Below are 18,074 nucleotides of genomic sequence, written 5' to 3' on the forward strand. Positions count from 1 at the left end.
CCCTCAGAGCACCTCGTCGTCAGCGTGCGCGCCGAACTCGGCGACCCGGACCTCGGTGATCCGCTCGTAGCGGGCGATGCGGTCGCTCCACTCGGCCTGCACGCCGAACGCGGCGGCGGCGAAGTTGACGTCGCGCACCGCGGCGGTCAGCTCGTCCGGGCGGTCGGAGCCGATCACCCGGACGGGATCGCCCACGGCGACCGACATCGGCGGCACGAAGTACTCGGCGGGCAGGACCGTCCGGGCGTGGACGAGCGCGCCGACCGCGACCACCGCGCCGGGCTCGAGGCGAGCGCCCTGGAGGACGGTGATGCCGGTGGCCAGGTACGCGCAGCGGCCGACCTCGCAGCCCAGCAGCGTCGCGTGGGGTGAGACGAAGACGTGGTCGCCGAGGATCACCGGATGGGGCGGGTCGGCGACGGCGGTGGCGCGGAGCACCGCGTTTTCGGCGATCACGCACGCCTCGCCGATCTCGATGTGTGCGCCTTCGGCGTCGAGCGTGGCGCCGTACATGATGCGGGCCCGCGGTCCGACGCGGACGTCGCCCACGAGGGTCGCGTTCGGCGCGACGTAGGCGCTGGGGTCGACGGTGGGCTGGGCGCCGCGATGTCTGATCAGCATGCCCACAGAGCTTGCCATCTCAAATGCCCGGAAATCGGCCGGGCGAGAGTACGTGACCGATGTATGCGGGGGAACCGGTGATCACGTACCCTCGCCCGCCGTACCCAACCCAAACCGGGGGAAACGCCTGGCCGGAGGCGCCGGACCGACGGAGGCTTGCCGGTCTCCAAGCTTGGGTGGGCCTTTGCGGGGCGCCGGGGTGCTGGCGGGGCACCGTCGGCGTCGACCGCGGGTGTTCACGTCTTAGGTTGTTCAGTCGAAGGAGCCGCGGTTGGTGGGACCCCAGCGGCCCGGTACGCCCAGGTCGTCGCGCCAGCTTGGCAGTGCGCGCAACCCGTTCAGGTCGTGCCGTGCCGTCCACGCCTCGCGCCAGGGCCGGCGGGATGCCGCCTCGGCGCGTTGGGCGAGTCGCCTGGGTGGGCACGGCCACTTCGAGCCGCACCAGACGCACTTGCCGTCATGGTCGGGTTGTGCGTGCCGGCCGAGCATGGTTTGTGCGTCCCGCCAGAGCAGGCGATCCACCACGTCGGTCGGCTCCGTGTGGTCAGTGCTGACCATTCCGTCCGTCCCCCCTTTCGGGAGCCACGCTTAGTCAACGTGGTCCGCGAGGGTCCTGATCGGACAGGCTGTGCGACACGGCAAGAATGCCACTTTTGGGGGCGTTCGCTGTGAGCGGATGCCGCTCGGGCATGGCATTGCCAGTGGGCGGCGTTGCCAAGCTCATGAGCACCGACAGCGAAGCCGAGCGGGCGGCGCTTGACGCGTACTCGCAGGTCGTCACCGGTGTGGCCGAGCGAGTGCTGCCGAGCGTGGCCGCCCTTTCGGTACGCACCGCACGCGGTGGTGGCGCCGGATCGGCGGTCACCTTCACCGACGATGGTTTTCTCCTCACAAGCGCACACGTAGTAACCGGCGCGACCGGCGGCACCGCCACCTTCGGCGACGGGTTGGAGACGCGGTTCGACGTGGTCGGCGCCGACCCCCTTTCCGATCTCGCCGTCCTCCGGGCGCAGGCGACCGGCGCCCCGCCGGCCGAGCTCGGCGACGCCGACGGGCTGCGCATCGGCCAGCTCGTCGTGGCGGTGGGCAACCCGATGGGCCTGGCCGGCTCGGTCACCGCGGGCGTGGTGTCGGGCCTGCGCCGGTCGATCCCGGCGCGCGACGGCCGGGCCGTAAGGCTGATCGACGACGTGATCCAGACCGACGCCGCGCTCAACCCCGGCAACTCCGGCGGCGCGCTAGCCGACTCGGCCGGCCGGGTGGTGGGCGTCAACACGGCGGTGGCCGGCTACGGCCTGGGTCTCGCCGTGCCGATCAACTCGACCACCCGCCAGATCGTCGGCGAGCTCGTCTCCAACCGACGCGTGCGGCGGGCCTGGCTGGGCGTGGCCGGGGTGCCGCTGCCGCTCCCACCCGCGCTCGCCGAGCGCCTCAACCAGAAGATGGGCCTGCGCGTGGTGGAGGTGGTGCCGGGCAGCCCGGCGGGGGTGGCGGGCATCTACCTCGGCGACGTGATCCTGTCCGCGGGAGGCCGGCCGGTCTCCACCGTCCAGGCCCTCCAGCGACTCATGCTCGGCCCGGCGATCGGCACCCGCCTCCCGGTCACGGTCCTACGCAAGGGCGCCCTGGTGGACGTGGTGACGATCCCGGCGGAGCTGGGCCGCTAGAGATTTTTTGGGGTCGAGGTGGCGGACTTCCGGGAGTCGGCCGCTCGGAGGGATGAACAACGGTCTACACCGCGGCGGCGTTCGGGATGCGCAGCTCCAGATCGCCGGCGGTGGCGGTCAGGGTCCGGGGCCGGTGGCCGTTGCGCTGCGCCGTCCGGGCCTTGGTGCGTTGGTGGGGTTCGGCGCCGATCACCGCAGTGAGCTCGGCCTCGATCAGGGCTTGATAGATCGTCTCGGCCGCGTGTCGGACCCGGTCGCCGACCTCGGCAGCCCGCGGTTGGTTCAACACGTGCAGCAGGGCGGATTGATCCAGAGTCATCGCGTGCAACTGCGTTCTCTGCGTGTTCTTGGTCGTTCACACAGACTCACGCGATGACCCATCTTCATACCGACGGAACGCCGGACAAGGTCCACTCCTACACCACCCGCCGGGACGCGACCTCCTTCGAGGCGGGAGTGCGCGAGTCCGCCCGCAGTTCGTCGCTGTCGTCGCGTTCTGTGACTGTCGATCAGGTGCAGGCGGTGTGAGCGTCGCAATCTTGGTGAGTAAGCGCGTTATTTTCGACGCTAACTTGCCAAGATCTGCCCGAGCAGGCCCCTGGGGTGAGGTGGGCGACCGCGGAGGGTGAGGCCGCGGGAGCAACGGTCCGGACCACGACGGACATCGCGGTAGCCCGGATCAGTTTCGAATTGGATCCTCTGAAACGGCGACCACGGTCGAACCGGGCTGCACCGGGCCGGACGACGACCGGCGGGCCGAGGCCCGCGCGGACATCCCGGCGAGTCGGCAGGCTCGTAGCCGTCTGGACTTCAAACAGGGCCCACTGCCTCGCGCGCGAGGCAGTGGGCAACAGAAGGGCTACGGCTTGGCGCCCAGGTGGGCGAGCAGATCCTGGCGGGTCAGCACGCCCTGCGGCTTGCCGTCCACGAGCACGAGCGCCGCGTCGGACTTCTCCAGCAGGCGTACGGCCTCGCTCACCGGCTGCCCGCCGCCGACCATCGGCAGAGCCGGGCCCATGTGCCGCTCGATCGTGTCGTGCAGGTGGGCCTGGCCGGTGAAGAGCGCGTCGAGCAGGTCCTTTTCCGCGATCGAGCCGGCCACCTCGCCGGTCACCACGGGCGGCTCGGCCTTGAGGACGGGCAGCTGGGAGACGCCGTACTCGCGCATGTAGTCGATCGCGTCGCGGACCGTCTCCGTCGGGTGAACGTGCACCAGCGACGGCATCCCGCCCGGCTTGCCGGTCAGCGCGCTCAGCACGGTGGGCTCTTCGCTGGGGGTGTCGAGGAAGCCGTAGCGGGCCATCCAGTCGTCGTTGAAGATCTTGGAGAGGTAGCCGCGGCCGCCGTCGGGCAGGAGCACGACCACCACGTCGTCCGGCTTGGCGCGCCTGGCCACCTCGAGCGCCGCCTGGGCCGCCATCCCGCACGAGCCGCCGACCAGCAGCCCTTCCTCGCGGGCCAGCCGCCGGGTGAGGTCGAACGACGCCTTGTCCGACACCTCGACGATCTCGTCGCAGATCGTGCGGTCGTAGGTCTCCGGCCAGAAGTCTTCGCCGACCCCCTCGACAAGGTACGGCCGGCCGGTGCCGCCCGAGTACACCGAGCCCTCCGGGTCGGCGCCGATGACCCGCACCGCTCCGCCGGAGACCTCCTTGAGGTACCGGCCCGCGCCCGAGATCGTGCCGCCGGTGCCCACGCCCGCGACGAAGTGCGTGATCCGCCCCTCCGTCTGCTCCCACAGCTCGGGACCGGTGGTCTCGTAGTGCGAGCGGGGGTTGGCACCGTTGGCGTACTGGTTCGGCTTCCACGCGCCGGGGATCTCCCGCGCCAGCCGGTCGGACACGTTGTAGTACGACCGGGGGTCCTCGGGGGCGACGGCGGTGGGGCAGACGACGACCTCCGCGCCGTACGCCCGGAGCACGTCCTGCTTGTCCTGGCTCACCTTGTCCGGGCAGACGAACACGCACCGGTACCCGCGCAGCTGCGCGACCAGTGCGAGGCCCACGCCGGTGTTGCCGCTGGTCGGCTCGACGATCGTGCCGCCCGCCTTGAGCAGGCCCGCCTTCTCGGCCTCGTCGACCATCTTCACCGCGATGCGGTCCTTGACGGAGCCGCCGGGATTTACGTACTCAACCTTGGCAAGGACCATCGCCTCGATGCCGGCGGCGACGCTCCGCAGCCTGACCAGCGGGGTGTTGCCAATCAACTCGACGACGTTGTCGTAGTAGCGCACCTGGTCAGACTACGTGCCCCGGGATGACGCTCCGTTGCCTGGCATCCCACTCGATGAAGCGCTCGGTCTCGGCCAGGATCGCGCCGGCCAGCCAGGCGATCACCACGGCGTCGTCGATGAGGCCGACGACGAGCAGAAACGCCTCGGGCACGAGGTCGATCGGGGAGGCCACGTACGCCGTGGCGGCCGCCATCATCGCCAGCCGCATCCCGCCGTCGTAACGGCCCGTAAACGTTGCCCACATCATGCGCGGCAGGGCGGCCAGGCGGGCGCCCAGCGACGGCCCGCCCCGCGCCCCTGCGGTCAGCGCCCGGCCGAGCGCGGTGAACGCCGCCGTGCGGTTCAAGGTCCTACCCATTCGCCCATAGTGCCCGGCCGTGACAAACCCCAAGCGTGTCGCCGGGCCGCGATAACCTCGTAAGCCTCAGGGGGTAAGGCGGCGGGGGGCGCTGATGAGTCCGAGGCGGAGCGATCCATGGCTGCTCGCGCGGCAGGTGGCGAAGGCGACGGCGGTCGGTGCGGGAATGGCCGGCGCCGCGGCGTTCGTGAGCGTGGGGGTGATCTTCGGCCAGGCCAAGGCGGCCCGGCGGGTGATCCCACAGGCCGAGGCGCCGCCGCCGCGCGGTGACGGTGTGTACGGTCCGCGGCTGCCCGGCAAGCCGATCACGATGGCCGTGCTGGGCGACTCTTCCGCCGCGGGCTACGGGGTGCACCGCCCGCGCGAGACGCCCGGCGCGATGCTCGCCACGGGTGTCTCCCGGCGCCTGCGCCGGCCCGTGCGGCTGCACCGCTTCGCGGTGGTCGGAGCGATGTCCACCGGGCTCGGCCCCCAGGTCGAGGCCGCGCTGGAGGTCAAGCCGGATGTCGTGATCATCCTGATCGGCGGCAACGACGTCACCCACCGCGTGACCACGAGCACCGCCGTGCGACACCTCGTCAACGCGGTACGCGACCTGCGCGCCGCCGGCGCCGAGGTGGTCGTCGGCACCTGCCCCGACCTGGGCACGATCCGGCCGATCAAGCCGCCGCTGCGGTGGCTGACCCGCCACTGGAGCCGCCAGCTCGCGGCCGCGCAGACGATGGCCGTGGTCGAGGCGGGTGGCTGGACGGTGTCGCTCGGCAACCTGCTCGGCCCCCGCTTCACCGCCGAGCCGACGCGGCTGTTCTCCTGGGACCACTTCCACCCGTCCGCCGACGGGTACGCGGTGGCCGCCGCCGCGCTGCTGCCGACGGTGCTGGCGGCGCTGGGCGCGGCCGAGGAGCGACGTCTGGTGCTCGCGCCGGACGAGGGCGTACGGTCGTTGCCGCAGGCCGCGCACGAGGCCGCCCGCCAGCCCGGCACCGAGGTCAGCCCTACTCAGGTCGCCGGCCGCGACCGCGGGCCGGAGGGGCGGTGGGCGCGGCTGCGGCGGCGCTCGGCGTGGTTTGGCCACTCGCGTGCGGAGGAGGCCGAGACCCCGGTCGATGTCGCCGTACCCTTGGAGGGGTTCGTCACCGGCGGCCAGGAGCGAGACTGAGCGGCCCCGGTGGGGTACCCCAGGACGAGAGGACGACGGCATGCCCACGGGGCGACAGCTGGGCCGCGCGACGGCGATCACGTTGGTCGCCGGGACGGTCGGCGGCGCCGCACTGCTGGCCGGTGAGGCGGTCATCGCCCGCAGCCGGCGGTACGCGCAGCCGGAGATGGGACTCGCGCTGCGCACCACCATGGGCCCGCCCACCGCACCTCCCCTGCGCCTCGTGCTGATGGGCGACTCGTCCTCGATGGGCGTGGGCGTGGAGCAGCTCGCCGACACCGTGGGCGGCCAGCTCGCCACGATGCTCGCCGAGGGCACGCCGGCCCTGCCCCCGCGGCACGTGCAGCTCTCTTCGGTCGGTGTGTCCGGTTCCCGTTCCACGGATCTGGCCACCCAGGTCGCGCGGGCGCTGCTCGGCGGCCGTCCCGACGTGGCCGTGATCCTGATCGGGGCCAACGACGCGACCACGCTGCGCCGCCCCACCGAGTCCGCCGCGTACCTGGGCGCGGCCGTGCGGCGCCTTCGTGACGCGGGCGTCGAGGTGGTCGTCGGCACCTGCCCCGACCTCGGCGCGGTCCGCGCGATCGCCCCGCCGCTGCGCCAGGTGACCGGGTGGCTGGGCCGCCGCATGGGTCGCGCGCAGGCCAAGGCGGTGCGGGCGGCGGGCGGCACGGTGGTCGACCTGGCCGGCGAGACCGGAGCGGTGTTCCGGGCGGACGCGGGCACGCTCTGCTACGACGGCTTCCACCCCTCGGCGGACGGCTACCGGGTGTGGGCTCACGCGCTGCTGCCGGCGGTGATCCACGCGGCCGTCCCCACCTCCCGCTGAGCAGGCCGGGGTTCCGCTTCCCGTTGAAGTTACCGGCGAGTACGGTAGCGGTATGCCGAACGCCGTCATCGTCGCCACCGCTCGCTCCCCCATCGGCCGGGCACACAAGGGCTCGCTGCGCGAGGTCCGCCCCGACGACCTGGCAGCCACGATCGTGCGCGCCGCGCTCGACAAGGTGCCCCAGCTCGACCCCGCCGAGATCGACGACCTCTACCTCGGCTGCGGCCTGCCCGGCGGCGAGCAGGGCTTCAACATGGCCCGCGTCGTGGCCACCCTGCTCGGCTACGACCGGCTGCCCGGCGCCACGCTGACGCGGTACTGCGCGTCTTCGCTGCAGACCACGCGGATGGCGTTCCACGCGATCGCGGCAGGCGAGGGCGACGTGTTCGTCTCGGCGGGCGTGGAGTGCGTATCGCGTTACGCGCGGGGCAACTCCGACGGCCTCCCGCCCGAGGCGCAGGCCCTCGTCGGCGGCGGCTGGGAAAACCCGCGCTACGACAAGGCGCGCGCCCGTTCGACGGAGCGGACCCAGGCCGGCGCGCCGGTGTGGCAGGACCCGCGGGACGGCGGCGAGCTGCCCGACGTCTACCTGGCGATGGGCCAGACCGCGGAAAACCTCGCCCAAATCAAGGGCGTGAGCCGCGAGGACATGGACGAGTTCGGCGTACGCAGCCAGAACCTCGCCGAGAAGGCCATCGCGGACGGCTTCTGGGCCCGCGAGATCACGCCGGTGACGGTGCCCTCCGGCGATGTTGTCAGCACCGACGACGGGCCGCGCCCCGGCGTGACGCTTGAGGGCGTGGCCGGCCTGAAGCCGGTCTTCCGCCCCGACGGCCGGATCACCGCCGGCAACTGCTGCCCGCTCAACGACGGCGCGGCCGCCGTGGTCGTGATGAGCGAGACCCGCGCTCGCGACCTCGGCATCACGCCGCTGGCCCGCATCGTCTCGACCGGCGTCACCGCGCTCTCCCCCGAGATCATGGGGCTGGGCCCGGTGGAGGCCACGAAGCAGGCGCTCAAGCGCGCCGGCATGACCATCGACGACGTCGACCTTGTCGAGATCAACGAGGCGTTCGCGGCGCAGGTCATCCCCTCCTACCGCGACCTGGACATCCCGCTGGACAAGCTCAACGTCATGGGCGGCGCCATCGCGGTCGGCCACCCGTTCGGCATGACCGGCGCGCGCATCACGGGCACGCTGCTCAACGCCCTCGACTGGCACGACAAGACGATCGGCCTGGAGACCATGTGCGTCGGCGGCGGCCAGGGGATGGCGATGATCGTGGAACGGCTCAGCTGAGAGCCGATCTTCAAGATGTGAGCTACCGCGACGCCCGTCGTGGTCCGGACCGTTGCTCCCGCGGCCTCACCCTGCGCGTTTGGTCGCGGTCCGGCCCCGTCGCTCCTGCGGGTTGGGTCGCGGTTCGGGCAGCGAGCGGTTCGGGCAGCGAAAAGGCCGGTGCCCTTTCAGGGCACCGGCCTTTGACGGACGGACCGCGGATCAGGCGGTGAGCTCGAGCTCCTTGGCCGCCTCGACGTCGGGCTTCCGCTTCGCGTCGCGCATGACCACGGTGGACAGGATCGCGGCGGCCAGCACGCCGACCGCGGCGATCAGGAAGGTCAGCGACATCGACGAGGTGAACGCCTCGCGTGCCGCGTCGACCAGGCCGCTGTCGCCCGCCGCGAGCGCGCCGCCGATCGACTCCCGAGCCTGCTCCGGCGCGCCGGCCGGCATCCGGCTGGCGTAGCCGCTGGTGAGCAGCGAGCCCAGGATCGCGATGCCGAGTGCGGTGCCGGCCTGCTGGATCGTGTCGTTCAGCGCCGAGCCGACGCCCGCCTGCTCGGCCGGGATGGTGCCCATCAGCGCGCTCACCGCGGCCGGCATCGCCATGCCGGCGCCCAGGCCGAGCAGGCCCAGCGCGACGGCCGGGACGGCGAAGCCGGTGTCCGGCGAGACGGTGGTCAGCAGGCCGAAGGACGAGGCCATCACCAGCATGCCGGCCAGCACCAGCGGGCGGTTGCCGAGCCGGGCCGCGTAGGTGGCGCCGATCGTGTTGCCCACGAGCGCCGTGACCGCCAGCGGCACGAACGCAAGGCCCGCCTTGATCGGCGAGTAGCCGAGCACGAACTGCAGGTACTGGGTCAGAACCAGCAGCAGGCCGCCGTTGCCGATCTGCAGCAGGGCCAGCGAGAGCGAGCCGCCGCTGAAGTTGCGGTGCTTGAAGAGCACCAGCGGGACCATCGGCGCGGGCGTGACGTTTTCCCAGATCACGAAGCCGACCAGCGCCACCACCGCGACCGCGAGGACGATGCCCGAGCGCTCGCCGAACGCGCCGTGCTTGGGCAACTCGATGATCCACCACACCAGCGCGGTCATGCCGACGGCGGAGAGCACCGCGCCGAGCGGGTCCGGCTTCTGCCACTGGCCCTTGGACTCAGGCATCAGCAGCACACCGGCCAGGATCGCGAGACCCACCACCGGAACGTTGATCAGGAAGATCGCCTGCCACGAGAAGTGTGCGATCAGCACGCCGCCGAGCACCGGGCTGCCGACCAGGCCGAGCATCGACACCGAACTCCACGCGGCCATCGCCTTGCCGCGCTCGGTCTCGTCGAAGACCGTAATGAGGATCGACAACGTGGACGGCATGATCAGCGCGCCGCCGACGCCCATCGCGACGCGCAGGGCGATCATCTCGCCCGGGTTGGCCACGAACATCGCACCCAGTGACGCCGCCCCGAAGAGCACCAGCCCGATCAGCATCACCCTCCGCCGGCCGAACCGGTCGCCGAGGCTGCCGGAGGTGAGCAGGAGCCCGGCGAAAACCAGGATGTAGGAGTCGAGGATCCACTGGGTGTCCTGCGGGCTGGCGCCGAGGTCCTCGGTCATGGCCGGCACCGCGACGGTCAGCGCCATGCCGTCCACGACCAGGACCAGGCTGCTCAGGCACAGCACGATGAGGATCCACCAGCGGTGTGGATTACGGGTTTCCATGGCGGCTTTCCTTTCGGCCTGCGTACGTCGTTCCGCTTCTGCGAACACTGTACGCACAGCGGAACAGCGTGCGCAAGGAAGAACTTCTGTACGCTGGCCGCGTACGATGTACGCAGCGAGAGGAGCGCATCATGGCCGCCAGGACGAAGCCGATCCCGTCCGTGTGGGCCCGGCAGGAGTCCGGGCCCGACCAGCCAGCGCTCAGCCGGGCGTCGATCGTGCGGCAGGCGATCGCGATGCTGGACGCCGAGGGCATCGAGGCGCTGAGCATGCGCAAGCTGGGTGCACGGCTCAATGCCGGCGCCACCTCGCTGTACCGTCACGTGGCAACCAAGGACGAGCTGATCGAGCTCGCGGTCGACGAGGTCTTCGGCGAGATCGCCATCCCCGACGCGGGCGGCGCTGGCTGGCGGGTCGCGGCCGCCGAAGCCGCCCGTTCCTTCCGCGCGACCGCGCTGCGCCACACCTGGCTGCCCCGATGCTCGGCCAGGCGGGGCTGGCCTACCTGGGGCCCAACCTCATGTCGTTTACCGAACGGCTGGCCGCACTCTTCGTCGAGGCCGGCTTTCCGGAGCCGAGCGGCGCGATCGACGCCCTGCTGTCTTACGTGATCGGGATGAGCACCACCGAGGCCGCCTGGCTCACCACGGTCGCCCGCTCCGGGGAGACGGAGGCGAGCTTCATCGCCCGGCTCATGCCCGCCGCGCAGCAGGCCGCCGTCGACTACCCGCACCTGGCCCAGGCGCAGGTCGACGCCACAATCGACCCCGCCGAGGTCCGCGAGAGCAAGTTCGCGTACGGCCTGGAGATCGTCCTGGACGGCCTGGCGACCCGCATGCCCACCGGCGGCGTTGACCACTGACGCGGTGGGGTTGGTTGGGCACCGCGGAGGGTGAGGCCGCGGGAGCAACGGTCTGGACCACCGCGGACATCGCGGTAGCCCGGCCTATCTCCGGACCCACCGACCGCCATCAGCCGCTGGCGCGCCCGGAGAAGGTCGGAGTCCGCGGCGCCGAGCATTGGTCGCGCGGCGAGGCCTGCTAGCCGAGCGCGGCCCGGACGGCCTGGACGTCGGCGGCGGCCTCGGCGATGACGGCGGCGGGCGGGTTGGCGGCGATGAGGTCGGCGGCCACCACGCGCAGCTGGTCGGTCAGCGCCGGGTCGGCGACGAGGCGGGGCACCGGGCGGCGTGGCTCGCCCTCGGCGTCGGCGGCGCGGTCGGCGATGCGTTGCACGAGGCCGTGGGTCAGGTCGCCGCGGGTGCCCGCCGCCCCGGCCGGCTGTGCCCAGCGGGACGCCGTCCAGTGTCCGGTTTGGCCGACGAAAAGGTCTACCGCACGCCGCAGGTCCACGAAGGGCTCCCCCACCACAAGCAACGAGGGCGCCCCCGGCCTGGGGGCGCCCTCGTCATACTGCCAAATTGTCAGTCGTCGCCCTGGAAGTAGCTGATGAGGCGCAGCATCTCCAGGTAGAGCCAGACCAGGCTGACCACGATGCCGAACGCGGCGACCCAGGAATAGCGCCGGGGCAGGCCCATCCGCACGCCCTCTTCGACCTCGTGGAAGCTCAGGATGAAGCTGAGCGAGGCCACCACGATGCAGACGAGGCTGAACCCGATCGCCAGCGGGCTGCCGTCGCGGAGACCGGTGTTGATGTCGAAGAAGAAGCCGAGCACGAAGTTGATCAGCATGACGGCGAAGACGCCGGCCATGGCGGCAATGACGCCTCGGACGAATCGGGGCGTCGCCCGGATCGCGCGGATCTTGTAGAGGATGGCCATGAGGAAGAAGACGCCGAAGGTCGCCGTCACCGCCTGGAGCACGATGCCGTCGTAGAAGCTCTCGTACGCCTTGCTCACCATGCCGACGAATACGCCCTCGGCGATGGCGTACGCCACGACGAGGACCGGGTTGGCCATCCGGGAGAAGGAGATGATCAGACCGAGGACCAGACCGACGACCGCGCCGCCCATCCAGGCCACGGTGGTTAGCGAATCGGGAACCAGCGCCCACGCGCCGGCCGCGGCGATGCCCAGGATGCCGAGCATGACCACGGTCTTGACCACAACGTCGTCGACGGTCATCGGCTGCACAGTGGGGGAGCAGCCGGGTAATCGGTCGTCGGGTACGGTCCGCCGTATTCTGGCTGCCCGTACTGGCCGACCGGCGCGTACCCGGCGGCCCGCTCGCGCTCGGCCGCCTGGCCGAGCCGTGCCAGCACCGGGTTGGAAGTCTTCACGTCAAGCCTCCCTGACAGGGTTGGTGCACCACTCCGTGCCCCACCAAGGGTAAACGCCAATCGCGACAAACAGGGAGACGAGGTGCCCGGGGCGGGACTCGAACCCGCATGCCTCGCGGCAGCCGCTTTTAAGGCGGCCGTGTCTGCCGTTCCACCACCCGGGCCGGCGTAGGGATGAATGTCGCGCAGAATGCCACGGTAGCGGGTCCACGCCCGCCAGGGCGCACCCGGACGGCGACGCGGGGCACTAGGGTCGAGCCCGTGACCAGCACAGCCCGCGCCGCTACCGGCCAGGCACATGCCAGCACCCCGAGCCCATCCCGCACCGTCGAGGCGATCGGCTCGCTGCGCACCAGGCTGGCCGCGCTGGCCAGGTCGCACGGGCGGGACGCGGCGGTCTGCCTCGCGTTCGTGGCGCTCGCCGGCTGGGTCACACACGGACTCTGGCCCGACCCCAACAACAGGGTGCTCGCCCTCAACCCCGAAGACCAGACCCTCTACGAGTGGTTCCTGGCGGCGGACACCAAGTTCGCCTTCGGGACTGGGGGCTGCTGACCCACCGGCTCAACGCGCCGGACGGGGTCAACCTGCTCAACAACACCACGGTGATCGCGCTGGGCACGCTGTTCACACCGGTCACTCTGGCTTTTGGGGTACCGGTGACGTTCGCGCTCATCGCCGGCACCAACCTGGCCGGCACCGCGATCGCCTGGTACTTCTTCTTCTCCCGCGTGCTGCGCGGCAGCCGGGCCGCGTCGGCGCTCGGCGCGGCGCTGTGCGGCTTCGGGCCGGGCATCATCTCGCAAAACAACAGTCACCTCCACATGACCGCCCAGTGGCTGGTGCCGGTGATGGTGTGGCTGGTGATCCGGCTGGCCCGCGCCGCCGACCCGGCCGCCCGCCCCGACGGGGTCGACCGCCGGCGGGTGCTCACCTCCGCGCTGTGGCTGGCCGCCGTCGTGACGCTCCAGGTCTTCATCGGCGAGGAGGTCCTGTTCCTCACGGCCGTGACAATGGTGATCATCGCGGTGGCGTACGGGCTGGCGCGCCGGGAGTACGCCCGCCGGGTGCTGCCCAAGTTCGTGGCCGGCATGGTGATCGCGGTCTCGGTGGCCGGCACCGCGCTGATGATTCCGCTGTGGTTTCAGTTCAAGGGCCCGGGGAGCATCCCCAACGGCGTGTTCAGCGCCTATTTCTTCTCCGCCGACCTGGCCAGCTGGACCGCGATCTCCCCACTGTCCGTGCTCGGCTCGCCCGAGTCGGCGCGGCTCTCCACGGGCTCGGCGGAGTACAACACGTTCCTCGGCTGGCCGCTGGTCCTCGTCGCCGCTGGCTGCGTGATCTGGCTTGTCCGCGAGCCGCTGATCCGCGCGGTCGCCACGGCCGGCGTGGTGATGGCCTGGCTCTCGCTCGGGCCCAAGATGGTGATCGACGGGGAGCGGACGAGCATCCCGGGGCCATACCTGGCGCTGGTCGGGCTCCCGGTCGTCGAGGGCGCGCTCCCGATGCGCTTCGCGCTGACGCTGCTGCCGCTGGTGGCGACGCTGCTGGTGATCGCCTTCGACCGCGCGCGGGCGCACGAGTCCCGCCCGGTGCGCCTTCTCGTGCCGGCCGCTGTCGCGGTGTCGCTGCTTGCGATCTTCCCCAAGCCACTGCCGACGGAGGAGCGCCCGCCGGTGCCGCAGTTCATCACCGGCGGCCACTGGCGGGAGTGTGTGAAGCCGGGCGGCGTGCTCGTGCCGGTCCCCCTGCCGACGCCGCCGGAGCCGTGGGCGATGCGGTGGGCGGCTGCGGCGAACGCGGAGTTCGGCATCCCGGAGGGCTTCTTCATCGGGCCGTACGGAAAGCGGGGCCGGGCGTCGATGGGCACGTACAAGCGGCCCACCTCGCAGCTGCTGGCACAGGTGGCCAAGCAGGGCGGGCGCCCCGAGATCGGCGAGCCGCAGCGGCGGGCCGCGCGGGATGACGTCGCGTTCTGGGGCGCGTCGTGCGTGGCTGTGGCCGCGGACCAGCCGCACCGCGAGGACCTGGTGGTCACGCTGGAGGCACTGTTCGGGCCCAGCACCAAGATCGCCGACGCCTGGACGTGGAAGGTGGGCTAGAGGTTCGGTCTGACCGATACCGCGCGGCGCGGACCGCGTTTGGGGCCGGTTGAAGCAGGCGGTGATCGCGCTGGCCGAGGCCGACGGCATCGGATGCCAAGCAGCTGGGTTCATTTGGGCCGGCCGTGGCCGGACTCGCTGACCACGGACATGGCCAATTCCAGCGAGGCGAATTGGGCCGCGCTGGGAGGGCGGAAGGTCGCTGCGGCGATCCCTGAACGCGACGGCCAGAAAGGCCAACCAGGCCCTTGACTGGCTCCGCGCACTCCCGGACGCGCTGCGGTTGACGCTAGGACGCGTACGGCGAGGTGTTGTTCCAAGCCGGGTTGGCCTTTGAGGGCGTCGTTGACTGACTCGATGATCTGACGCACGGCGCGTGGCGGTCTTCGGCAGGGGCGAGGTTTTTCGCCCCTGGCGTTCGGCGAGCGATCGTTCGCAAGGTGTCATCGATCGTCACGGACAGTGCGGTAGCGAGGGCATCCAGAGCGACGCGCACGAGACCTCCACGGTCATCGTCGCGTCAGCGACGTCGACCCTGGAGGCGTGCCCGTCGGAATAGCTCCCTAGTCAACGCGGGGCGTCACCCCGGTGAACTCCTCGCGCGGGTCGTGCAGCTGGCCGAGCGCGACCACCTCACGCCGCAGGAAGAAGGCCAGCGTCCAGTCGATCACCACGCGCACCTTGCGGTTGAAGGACGGGATGCGGCTCACGTGGTACGTGCGGTGCATGAACCAGGCGATCGGGCCCTTGAGCTTGATGCCGTAGACCTGTGCGACGCCCTTGTGCAGGCCCAGGCTGGCGACGCTGCCAACGTGCTTGTGCTTGTACTGCACGGGCTCCTTGCCCCGGATGACCGCGCGGATGTTGTCGGCCATGCGCACCGCCTGGCGCACCGCGTGCTGGGCGCTGGGCGAGCAGAACGTGCCGGGCGGGCCGGTCAGGTCGGGCACCGCCGCGCAGTCACCCGCGCTCCACACGCCCTCCAGCACCGTGTCGCCGTCGACCACCTGGAGCGTCGGCAGGCAGGTGATCCGCCCCCGGTTGTCGCGCGGCAGGTCGGTGTCGTCGAGCATGGGCGAGGGCTTGACGCCGGCCGTCCACACGAGCGTGTCGGAGGCGAAGCTGTCGCCGTCGGACAGCTTCACCACGCCGTCCAAACAGGACTCCAGGCGGGTGTCGAGGCGGATGTCCAGGCCGCGCTTGAGCAGCTGCTGCACCGTGTAGGCACCCATGTCGCGGTCGACCTCGGGCAGCACCCGCTGGGTCGCCTCGACGAGCACCCAGTGCATGTCGCCGACGGTCAGCTCCGGGTAGTACTTGAGCGCGTCGCGCGCCATGTCTTCCATCTCGGCGAGCGCCTCGATGCCCGCGTAGCCGCCGCCGACGAAGACGAACGTGAGCGCGCGCCGCCGCGTCTCCAGGTCGGTGGTGGCGGCCGCCACGTCGAGCCGGTCGAGGACGTGGTTGCGCAGGTAGATGGCCTCACCGATGGTCTTGAACCCGATGCCCTGCTCGCGCAGCCCGGGAATGGGCAGCGTGCGGGAGACCGAGCCGGGGGCCACGACGATGTGGTCGTACTCGATCTCCAGGGGCGGGCCGATGATCGGCTGCACGGTGGCCGCCTTGCGGGTGTGCTCGATCCGCGTGACCGCACCGGAAACGATCTTGCAGTGCTTCAACTCGCGTCGCAGCGGCACCACGGAGTGGCGCGGCGAGATGTTTCCGGCCGCTGCTTCCGGCAGGAACGGCTGGTACGTCATGTGCGGCTGCGGATCGACGACCGTGACCTCGGCCTCGCGCGCCCGGAGTTTCTTGGACAGCCGCAGGGCCGCGTACAGGCCGACGTGGCCGGCCCCCACCACAAGGATCCGTTGCGGACTCACGACCTACATCATTCCCCTGTGTGCGCCGTTACACCTGGTCCATGCCGGCATCTGTGACCGCCGATACGACCGGTGTGACGGCGGCTACCATGCCGCGCGGCGAGGCTCAGCGGCGGCGCAGCAGCCAGGCGAGCAGCGCGGTGGCGCCCAAAGCCACCGCCAGGCCGGCCAGCGCGGCCGCCAGCAGGTCGCGGTCGCCGCCGCGGTTGGCCGCGCTGAGCAGCAGCACGGTGAGCACGGCGGAGCCGAGGACCACCGCGAGCGCGCGGGAGAGCCAGCGCACCGTGACCTCGGCCGGAATGTGGGCGTCGTAGGGCAGGAGCGCGGTGAGCGCGGCGAGGCTGTGGGTCAGGTAGAGGAACGACGCGAGCGCGATCAGGCGCCACAGCTCGACCGGGTCGTCGTACCAGATCGTGGAGGTCACCCACCCCCGACCGCGACGAGGATCGCCACGGTGACCCACGGACTGCGCGGGAGGATGGCGGCGACGGCGGCCTGGATCACCAGCGCGGCGACGAAGTAGCCGCCGCGCAGCTCCGCCGGAAACGCGACCACGAGCGCGGCCAGCGCGACCGCGAAGACGCCCGCGCGGGCCAGCAGCGGTCCGACGGTGGCCCGCGACAGCACGTGCGAGACGCGGCCGATCATCGCAGGGCCCCCTTCGGCGCGGAGGCCATCCGCGCGACGTCGCGCAGCACCAGGTCGAGGCTGCCGGCGCCGGCCCAGCGCACCACCGGCACGCCGTGCTCGCGGAGCTGGCCGATCGTGTTGTCGCGCTCCAGCCGCCACAGCCGGTGCGCGACCTCGGTGTAGTCGCTGCGGTGCGGCGGCTTGACGCCCTCCGGCAGGGTGTCGACGGCGAGCACGAACCGGCCGGCGCGGGCCAGCCGGGCGAGCATCTCGGCCGAGCGGCTGTCGACCAGCGGGGTGAAGACCACCACGAGCGCGTCCGAGGAGAGCAGGTGCGGGCCGAAGACCTGGTCGTACGGCTCGTACGGGGACGGCTGCGCCTCGACGTCGAGGAGCCACTCCAGCACCGTCAGGTACTGCCGGCGGCCGGTCGCCGGGCGCAGGCGGCGGGCTGACGTGCCGTACTCCAGCATGGACACCCGGTCACCGCGGTGCAGGTAGTGCTCGGCGATGGCGGCCGCGGCCCGCACGGTGGTGTCGAGCACCGACGCGGTGCTCCCGACGCCGCCCGAGCCGCCCGCCTCGGCGAGCACGTCGAGCAGCAGCACCACCTCGGCGTCGCGGTCGGAGAGCGTGGCCGCCACATGCAGCTGCCGGGCCCGCAGCGACACGCGCCAGTCGATGCGGCGGAGGCGGTCGCCGGGCTGGAAGACGCGTACGCCGGCCAGCTCGCCGCCCTCGCCGGGCCGCCGCGACCGGTGGCCGCCGACCAGGCCGGCGGCGCGCGGCATCGCCTCGTCGGCGTCGAAGGGCTCGGTTATGGGGTACACCTTGACGTCCTGGGCGTACGCGACGCCGGGCCGGCTGATCAGGAGCCCGTCGCAGGCGGCGGCGCGCGCGGCGGCCGGGCCGAGCGGGTGGCGCCCCCACCGCAGCGCCGTGCCGCGCAGCTCCACCTGGTCGACGGCGCCCGGCGCGAGGGTCAGCACGGACGGCCGGTCACCATCCTTGATCCGCAGCCACCGCGGGATGCGGGTGCGGACCACCACCAGGTCGTACGCGGGCGGGTCCGGGTTGCCGACGGTGACCGCGGCCAGCGCCTCGGCGCCCTCCACGATGTAGCCCTCGTCGACGTCCAGCGCGATCCGCGGCCGCTCGCGAGGGCGGCGGTGCAGCGCCACGGCGGTGCCCAGCGCGAACGGGATGGCCAGCACCACCAGGTCGACCCGCCCGGCCAGCACGCCCGCGATCAGCAGCAGGCCGCTCACGAGTACCGCCCGGCCGAGTGCCCGCGTCGGCGCCCACTCCGGCTGGGTGTCGAGAAACTCGCCGCTCGCCTCGACCCCTGGCACCGCCGGC

19 protein-coding genes, 1 tRNA gene and 3 pseudogenes are annotated in these 18,074 nt (G+C 71.8%); 9 read left to right on the forward strand and 14 right to left on the reverse strand.

Annotated features, from left to right (window positions below):
* Positions 1 to 3: 3 nt before the first annotated feature.
* Together Phou_RS14130 and Phou_RS14135 are read right to left on the reverse strand one after the other, a co-directional pair.
* Positions 4 to 621 (reverse strand): gamma carbonic anhydrase family protein, encoded by a 618-nt coding sequence (locus Phou_RS14130; protein ID WP_218579020.1) that lies wholly within the window; start codon positions 619 to 621, stop codon positions 4 to 6.
* 252 nt (positions 622 to 873) lie between these two features.
* Entirely contained in the window at positions 874 to 1,179 is a 306-nt protein-coding gene (locus Phou_RS14135; protein ID WP_246273542.1) for a hypothetical protein, read from the reverse strand.
* Between the two features lie 131 nt (positions 1,180 to 1,310).
* Between Phou_RS14135 and Phou_RS14140 the strand changes: the two genes are divergently transcribed.
* A complete protein-coding gene (locus tag Phou_RS14140) occupies positions 1,311 to 2,288 on the forward strand; it encodes a S1C family serine protease (RefSeq protein WP_246273543.1) in 978 nt (325 codons plus the stop codon).
* 82 nt (positions 2,289 to 2,370) lie between these two features.
* Here the strand turns inward: Phou_RS14140 and Phou_RS14145 are convergent.
* A pseudogene (locus Phou_RS14145) lies at positions 2,371 to 2,607 on the reverse strand (transposase); the annotation flags it as partial.
* 53 nt (positions 2,608 to 2,660) lie between these two features.
* Here Phou_RS14145 and Phou_RS14150 point away from each other — a divergent pair.
* Positions 2,661 to 2,816, forward strand: coding sequence for a hypothetical protein (locus Phou_RS14150; RefSeq protein WP_173056473.1), 156 nt, complete (start codon positions 2,661 to 2,663; stop codon positions 2,814 to 2,816).
* Positions 2,817 to 3,147: 331 nt separating this feature from the next.
* Here Phou_RS14150 and Phou_RS14155 read toward each other — a convergent pair whose 3' ends face one another.
* Positions 3,148 to 4,521, reverse strand: coding sequence for a cystathionine beta-synthase (locus Phou_RS14155; RefSeq protein ID WP_173056474.1), 1,374 nt, complete (start codon positions 4,519 to 4,521; stop codon positions 3,148 to 3,150).
* 4 nt (positions 4,522 to 4,525) lie between these two features.
* On the reverse strand, positions 4,526 to 4,879 hold the full coding sequence (locus Phou_RS14160) for a YkvA family protein (protein WP_173056475.1): 354 nt from the start codon (positions 4,877 to 4,879) through the stop codon (positions 4,526 to 4,528).
* Between the two features lie 94 nt (positions 4,880 to 4,973).
* Between Phou_RS14160 and Phou_RS14165 the strand changes: the two genes are divergently transcribed.
* Genes Phou_RS14165 through Phou_RS14175 form a run of 3 tightly spaced genes read left to right on the forward strand, consistent with a single transcriptional unit; the run spans position 4,974 to position 8,167 of the window.
* Positions 4,974 to 6,038, forward strand: a complete 1,065-nt coding sequence (locus Phou_RS14165) for an SGNH/GDSL hydrolase family protein (protein WP_173056476.1) — start codon at positions 4,974 to 4,976, stop codon at positions 6,036 to 6,038.
* A 40-nt stretch (positions 6,039 to 6,078) separates the two neighbouring features.
* On the forward strand, positions 6,079 to 6,867 hold the full coding sequence (locus Phou_RS14170) for an SGNH/GDSL hydrolase family protein (RefSeq protein ID WP_173056477.1): 789 nt from the start codon (positions 6,079 to 6,081) through the stop codon (positions 6,865 to 6,867).
* A 52-nt stretch (positions 6,868 to 6,919) separates the two neighbouring features.
* Complete coding sequence (locus tag Phou_RS14175; protein WP_173056478.1) at positions 6,920 to 8,167, forward strand: acetyl-CoA C-acetyltransferase; 1,248 nt, start codon at positions 6,920 to 6,922, stop codon at positions 8,165 to 8,167.
* A gap of 201 nt (positions 8,168 to 8,368) precedes the next feature.
* Here the strand turns inward: Phou_RS14175 and Phou_RS14180 are convergent, their stop codons facing one another.
* Entirely contained in the window at positions 8,369 to 9,862 is a 1,494-nt protein-coding gene (locus Phou_RS14180) for an MFS transporter (protein WP_173056479.1), read from the reverse strand.
* 131 nt (positions 9,863 to 9,993) lie between these two features.
* Between Phou_RS14180 and Phou_RS14185 the strand changes: the two genes are divergently transcribed.
* Both Phou_RS14185 and Phou_RS51100 read left to right on the forward strand, forming a co-directional pair.
* Positions 9,994 to 10,473, forward strand: a complete 480-nt coding sequence (locus Phou_RS14185) for a TetR/AcrR family transcriptional regulator (RefSeq protein WP_218579021.1) — start codon at positions 9,994 to 9,996, stop codon at positions 10,471 to 10,473.
* Complete coding sequence (locus Phou_RS51100) at positions 10,383 to 10,724, forward strand: TetR/AcrR family transcriptional regulator C-terminal domain-containing protein (RefSeq protein ID WP_218579022.1); 342 nt, start codon at positions 10,383 to 10,385, stop codon at positions 10,722 to 10,724. Before Phou_RS14185 ends, Phou_RS51100 begins: the two co-directional genes overlap by 91 nt.
* A 178-nt stretch (positions 10,725 to 10,902) precedes the next feature.
* Here the strand turns inward: Phou_RS51100 and Phou_RS14190 are convergent, their stop codons facing one another.
* The 3 genes and pseudogenes from Phou_RS14190 to Phou_RS14200 all read right to left on the reverse strand — a co-directional run bounded on the left by Phou_RS14190 (position 10,903) and on the right by Phou_RS14200 (position 12,264).
* A complete protein-coding gene (locus Phou_RS14190) occupies positions 10,903 to 11,214 on the reverse strand; it encodes a hypothetical protein (protein WP_173056480.1) in 312 nt (103 codons plus the stop codon).
* 71 nt (positions 11,215 to 11,285) lie between these two features.
* A pseudogene (locus Phou_RS14195) lies at positions 11,286 to 12,100 on the reverse strand (Bax inhibitor-1/YccA family protein).
* An 83-nt stretch (positions 12,101 to 12,183) separates the two neighbouring features.
* Positions 12,184 to 12,264, reverse strand: a tRNA-Leu gene (locus Phou_RS14200).
* A gap of 97 nt (positions 12,265 to 12,361) precedes the next feature.
* Here Phou_RS14200 and Phou_RS52610 point away from each other — a divergent pair.
* Entirely contained in the window at positions 12,362 to 12,655 is a 294-nt protein-coding gene (locus Phou_RS52610) for a hypothetical protein (protein WP_246273544.1), read from the forward strand.
* A complete protein-coding gene (locus tag Phou_RS14205) occupies positions 12,604 to 14,202 on the forward strand; it encodes a hypothetical protein (protein ID WP_246273545.1) in 1,599 nt (532 codons plus the stop codon). The genes Phou_RS52610 and Phou_RS14205 overlap by 52 nt, the downstream gene beginning before the upstream one ends.
* A 275-nt stretch (positions 14,203 to 14,477) precedes the next feature.
* On the opposite strand, the pseudogene Phou_RS56035 reads toward Phou_RS14205, so the two are convergent.
* From Phou_RS56035 to Phou_RS14220, 5 genes and pseudogenes are all read right to left on the reverse strand, one after another.
* Positions 14,478 to 14,624 (reverse strand): annotated as a pseudogene (locus tag Phou_RS56035) (IS982 family transposase); the annotation flags it as partial.
* A 141-nt stretch (positions 14,625 to 14,765) separates the two neighbouring features.
* Positions 14,766 to 16,085, reverse strand: coding sequence for an NAD(P)/FAD-dependent oxidoreductase (locus tag Phou_RS14210; RefSeq protein WP_173056481.1), 1,320 nt, complete (start codon positions 16,083 to 16,085; stop codon positions 14,766 to 14,768).
* 106 nt (positions 16,086 to 16,191) lie between these two features.
* Positions 16,192 to 16,509 carry a hypothetical protein gene (locus Phou_RS52615; protein ID WP_246273546.1) on the reverse strand — a complete coding sequence of 106 codons (318 nt, stop codon included), beginning with the start codon at positions 16,507 to 16,509 and terminating at the stop codon, positions 16,192 to 16,194.
* The gene (locus Phou_RS52620) at positions 16,506 to 16,733 is read right to left on the reverse strand and encodes a hypothetical protein (protein ID WP_246273547.1); all 228 of its coding nucleotides are present in this window, start codon (positions 16,731 to 16,733) and stop codon (positions 16,506 to 16,508) included. The genes Phou_RS52615 and Phou_RS52620 overlap by 4 nt, the downstream gene beginning before the upstream one ends.
* Positions 16,730 to 18,067 carry a DUF58 domain-containing protein gene (locus Phou_RS14220; RefSeq protein ID WP_173058370.1) on the reverse strand — a complete coding sequence of 446 codons (1,338 nt, stop codon included), beginning with the start codon at positions 18,065 to 18,067 and terminating at the stop codon, positions 16,730 to 16,732. Before Phou_RS14220 ends, Phou_RS52620 begins: the two co-directional genes overlap by 4 nt.
* Positions 18,068 to 18,074 lie beyond the last annotated feature (7 nt).

The sequence above is a fragment of the Phytohabitans houttuyneae genome, from assembly GCF_011764425.1.
Taxonomy (GTDB): domain Bacteria; phylum Actinomycetota; class Actinomycetes; order Mycobacteriales; family Micromonosporaceae; genus Phytohabitans; species Phytohabitans houttuyneae.

Coding starts and splice junctions, on each gene's coding strand:
- Phou_RS14130 (WP_218579020.1), bottom strand. CDS start 621: ATGCTGATCAGACATCGCGGCGCCCAGCCCACCGTCGACCCCAGCGCC.
- Phou_RS14135 (WP_246273542.1), bottom strand. CDS start 1,179: ATGGTCAGCACTGACCACACGGAGCCGACCGACGTGGTGGATCGCCTG.
- Phou_RS14140 (WP_246273543.1), top strand. CDS start 1,311: ATGGCATTGCCAGTGGGCGGCGTTGCCAAGCTCATGAGCACCGACAGC.
- Phou_RS14150 (WP_173056473.1), top strand. CDS start 2,661: ATGACCCATCTTCATACCGACGGAACGCCGGACAAGGTCCACTCCTAC.
- Phou_RS14160 (WP_173056475.1), bottom strand. CDS start 4,879: ATGGGTAGGACCTTGAACCGCACGGCGGCGTTCACCGCGCTCGGCCGG.
- Phou_RS14165 (WP_173056476.1), top strand. CDS start 4,974: ATGAGTCCGAGGCGGAGCGATCCATGGCTGCTCGCGCGGCAGGTGGCG.
- Phou_RS14170 (WP_173056477.1), top strand. CDS start 6,079: ATGCCCACGGGGCGACAGCTGGGCCGCGCGACGGCGATCACGTTGGTC.
- Phou_RS14175 (WP_173056478.1), top strand. CDS start 6,920: ATGCCGAACGCCGTCATCGTCGCCACCGCTCGCTCCCCCATCGGCCGG.
- Phou_RS14180 (WP_173056479.1), bottom strand. CDS start 9,862: ATGGAAACCCGTAATCCACACCGCTGGTGGATCCTCATCGTGCTGTGC.
- Phou_RS14185 (WP_218579021.1), top strand. CDS start 9,994: ATGGCCGCCAGGACGAAGCCGATCCCGTCCGTGTGGGCCCGGCAGGAG.
- Phou_RS51100 (WP_218579022.1), top strand. CDS start 10,383: ATGTCGTTTACCGAACGGCTGGCCGCACTCTTCGTCGAGGCCGGCTTT.
- Phou_RS52620 (WP_246273547.1), bottom strand. CDS start 16,733: ATGATCGGCCGCGTCTCGCACGTGCTGTCGCGGGCCACCGTCGGACCG.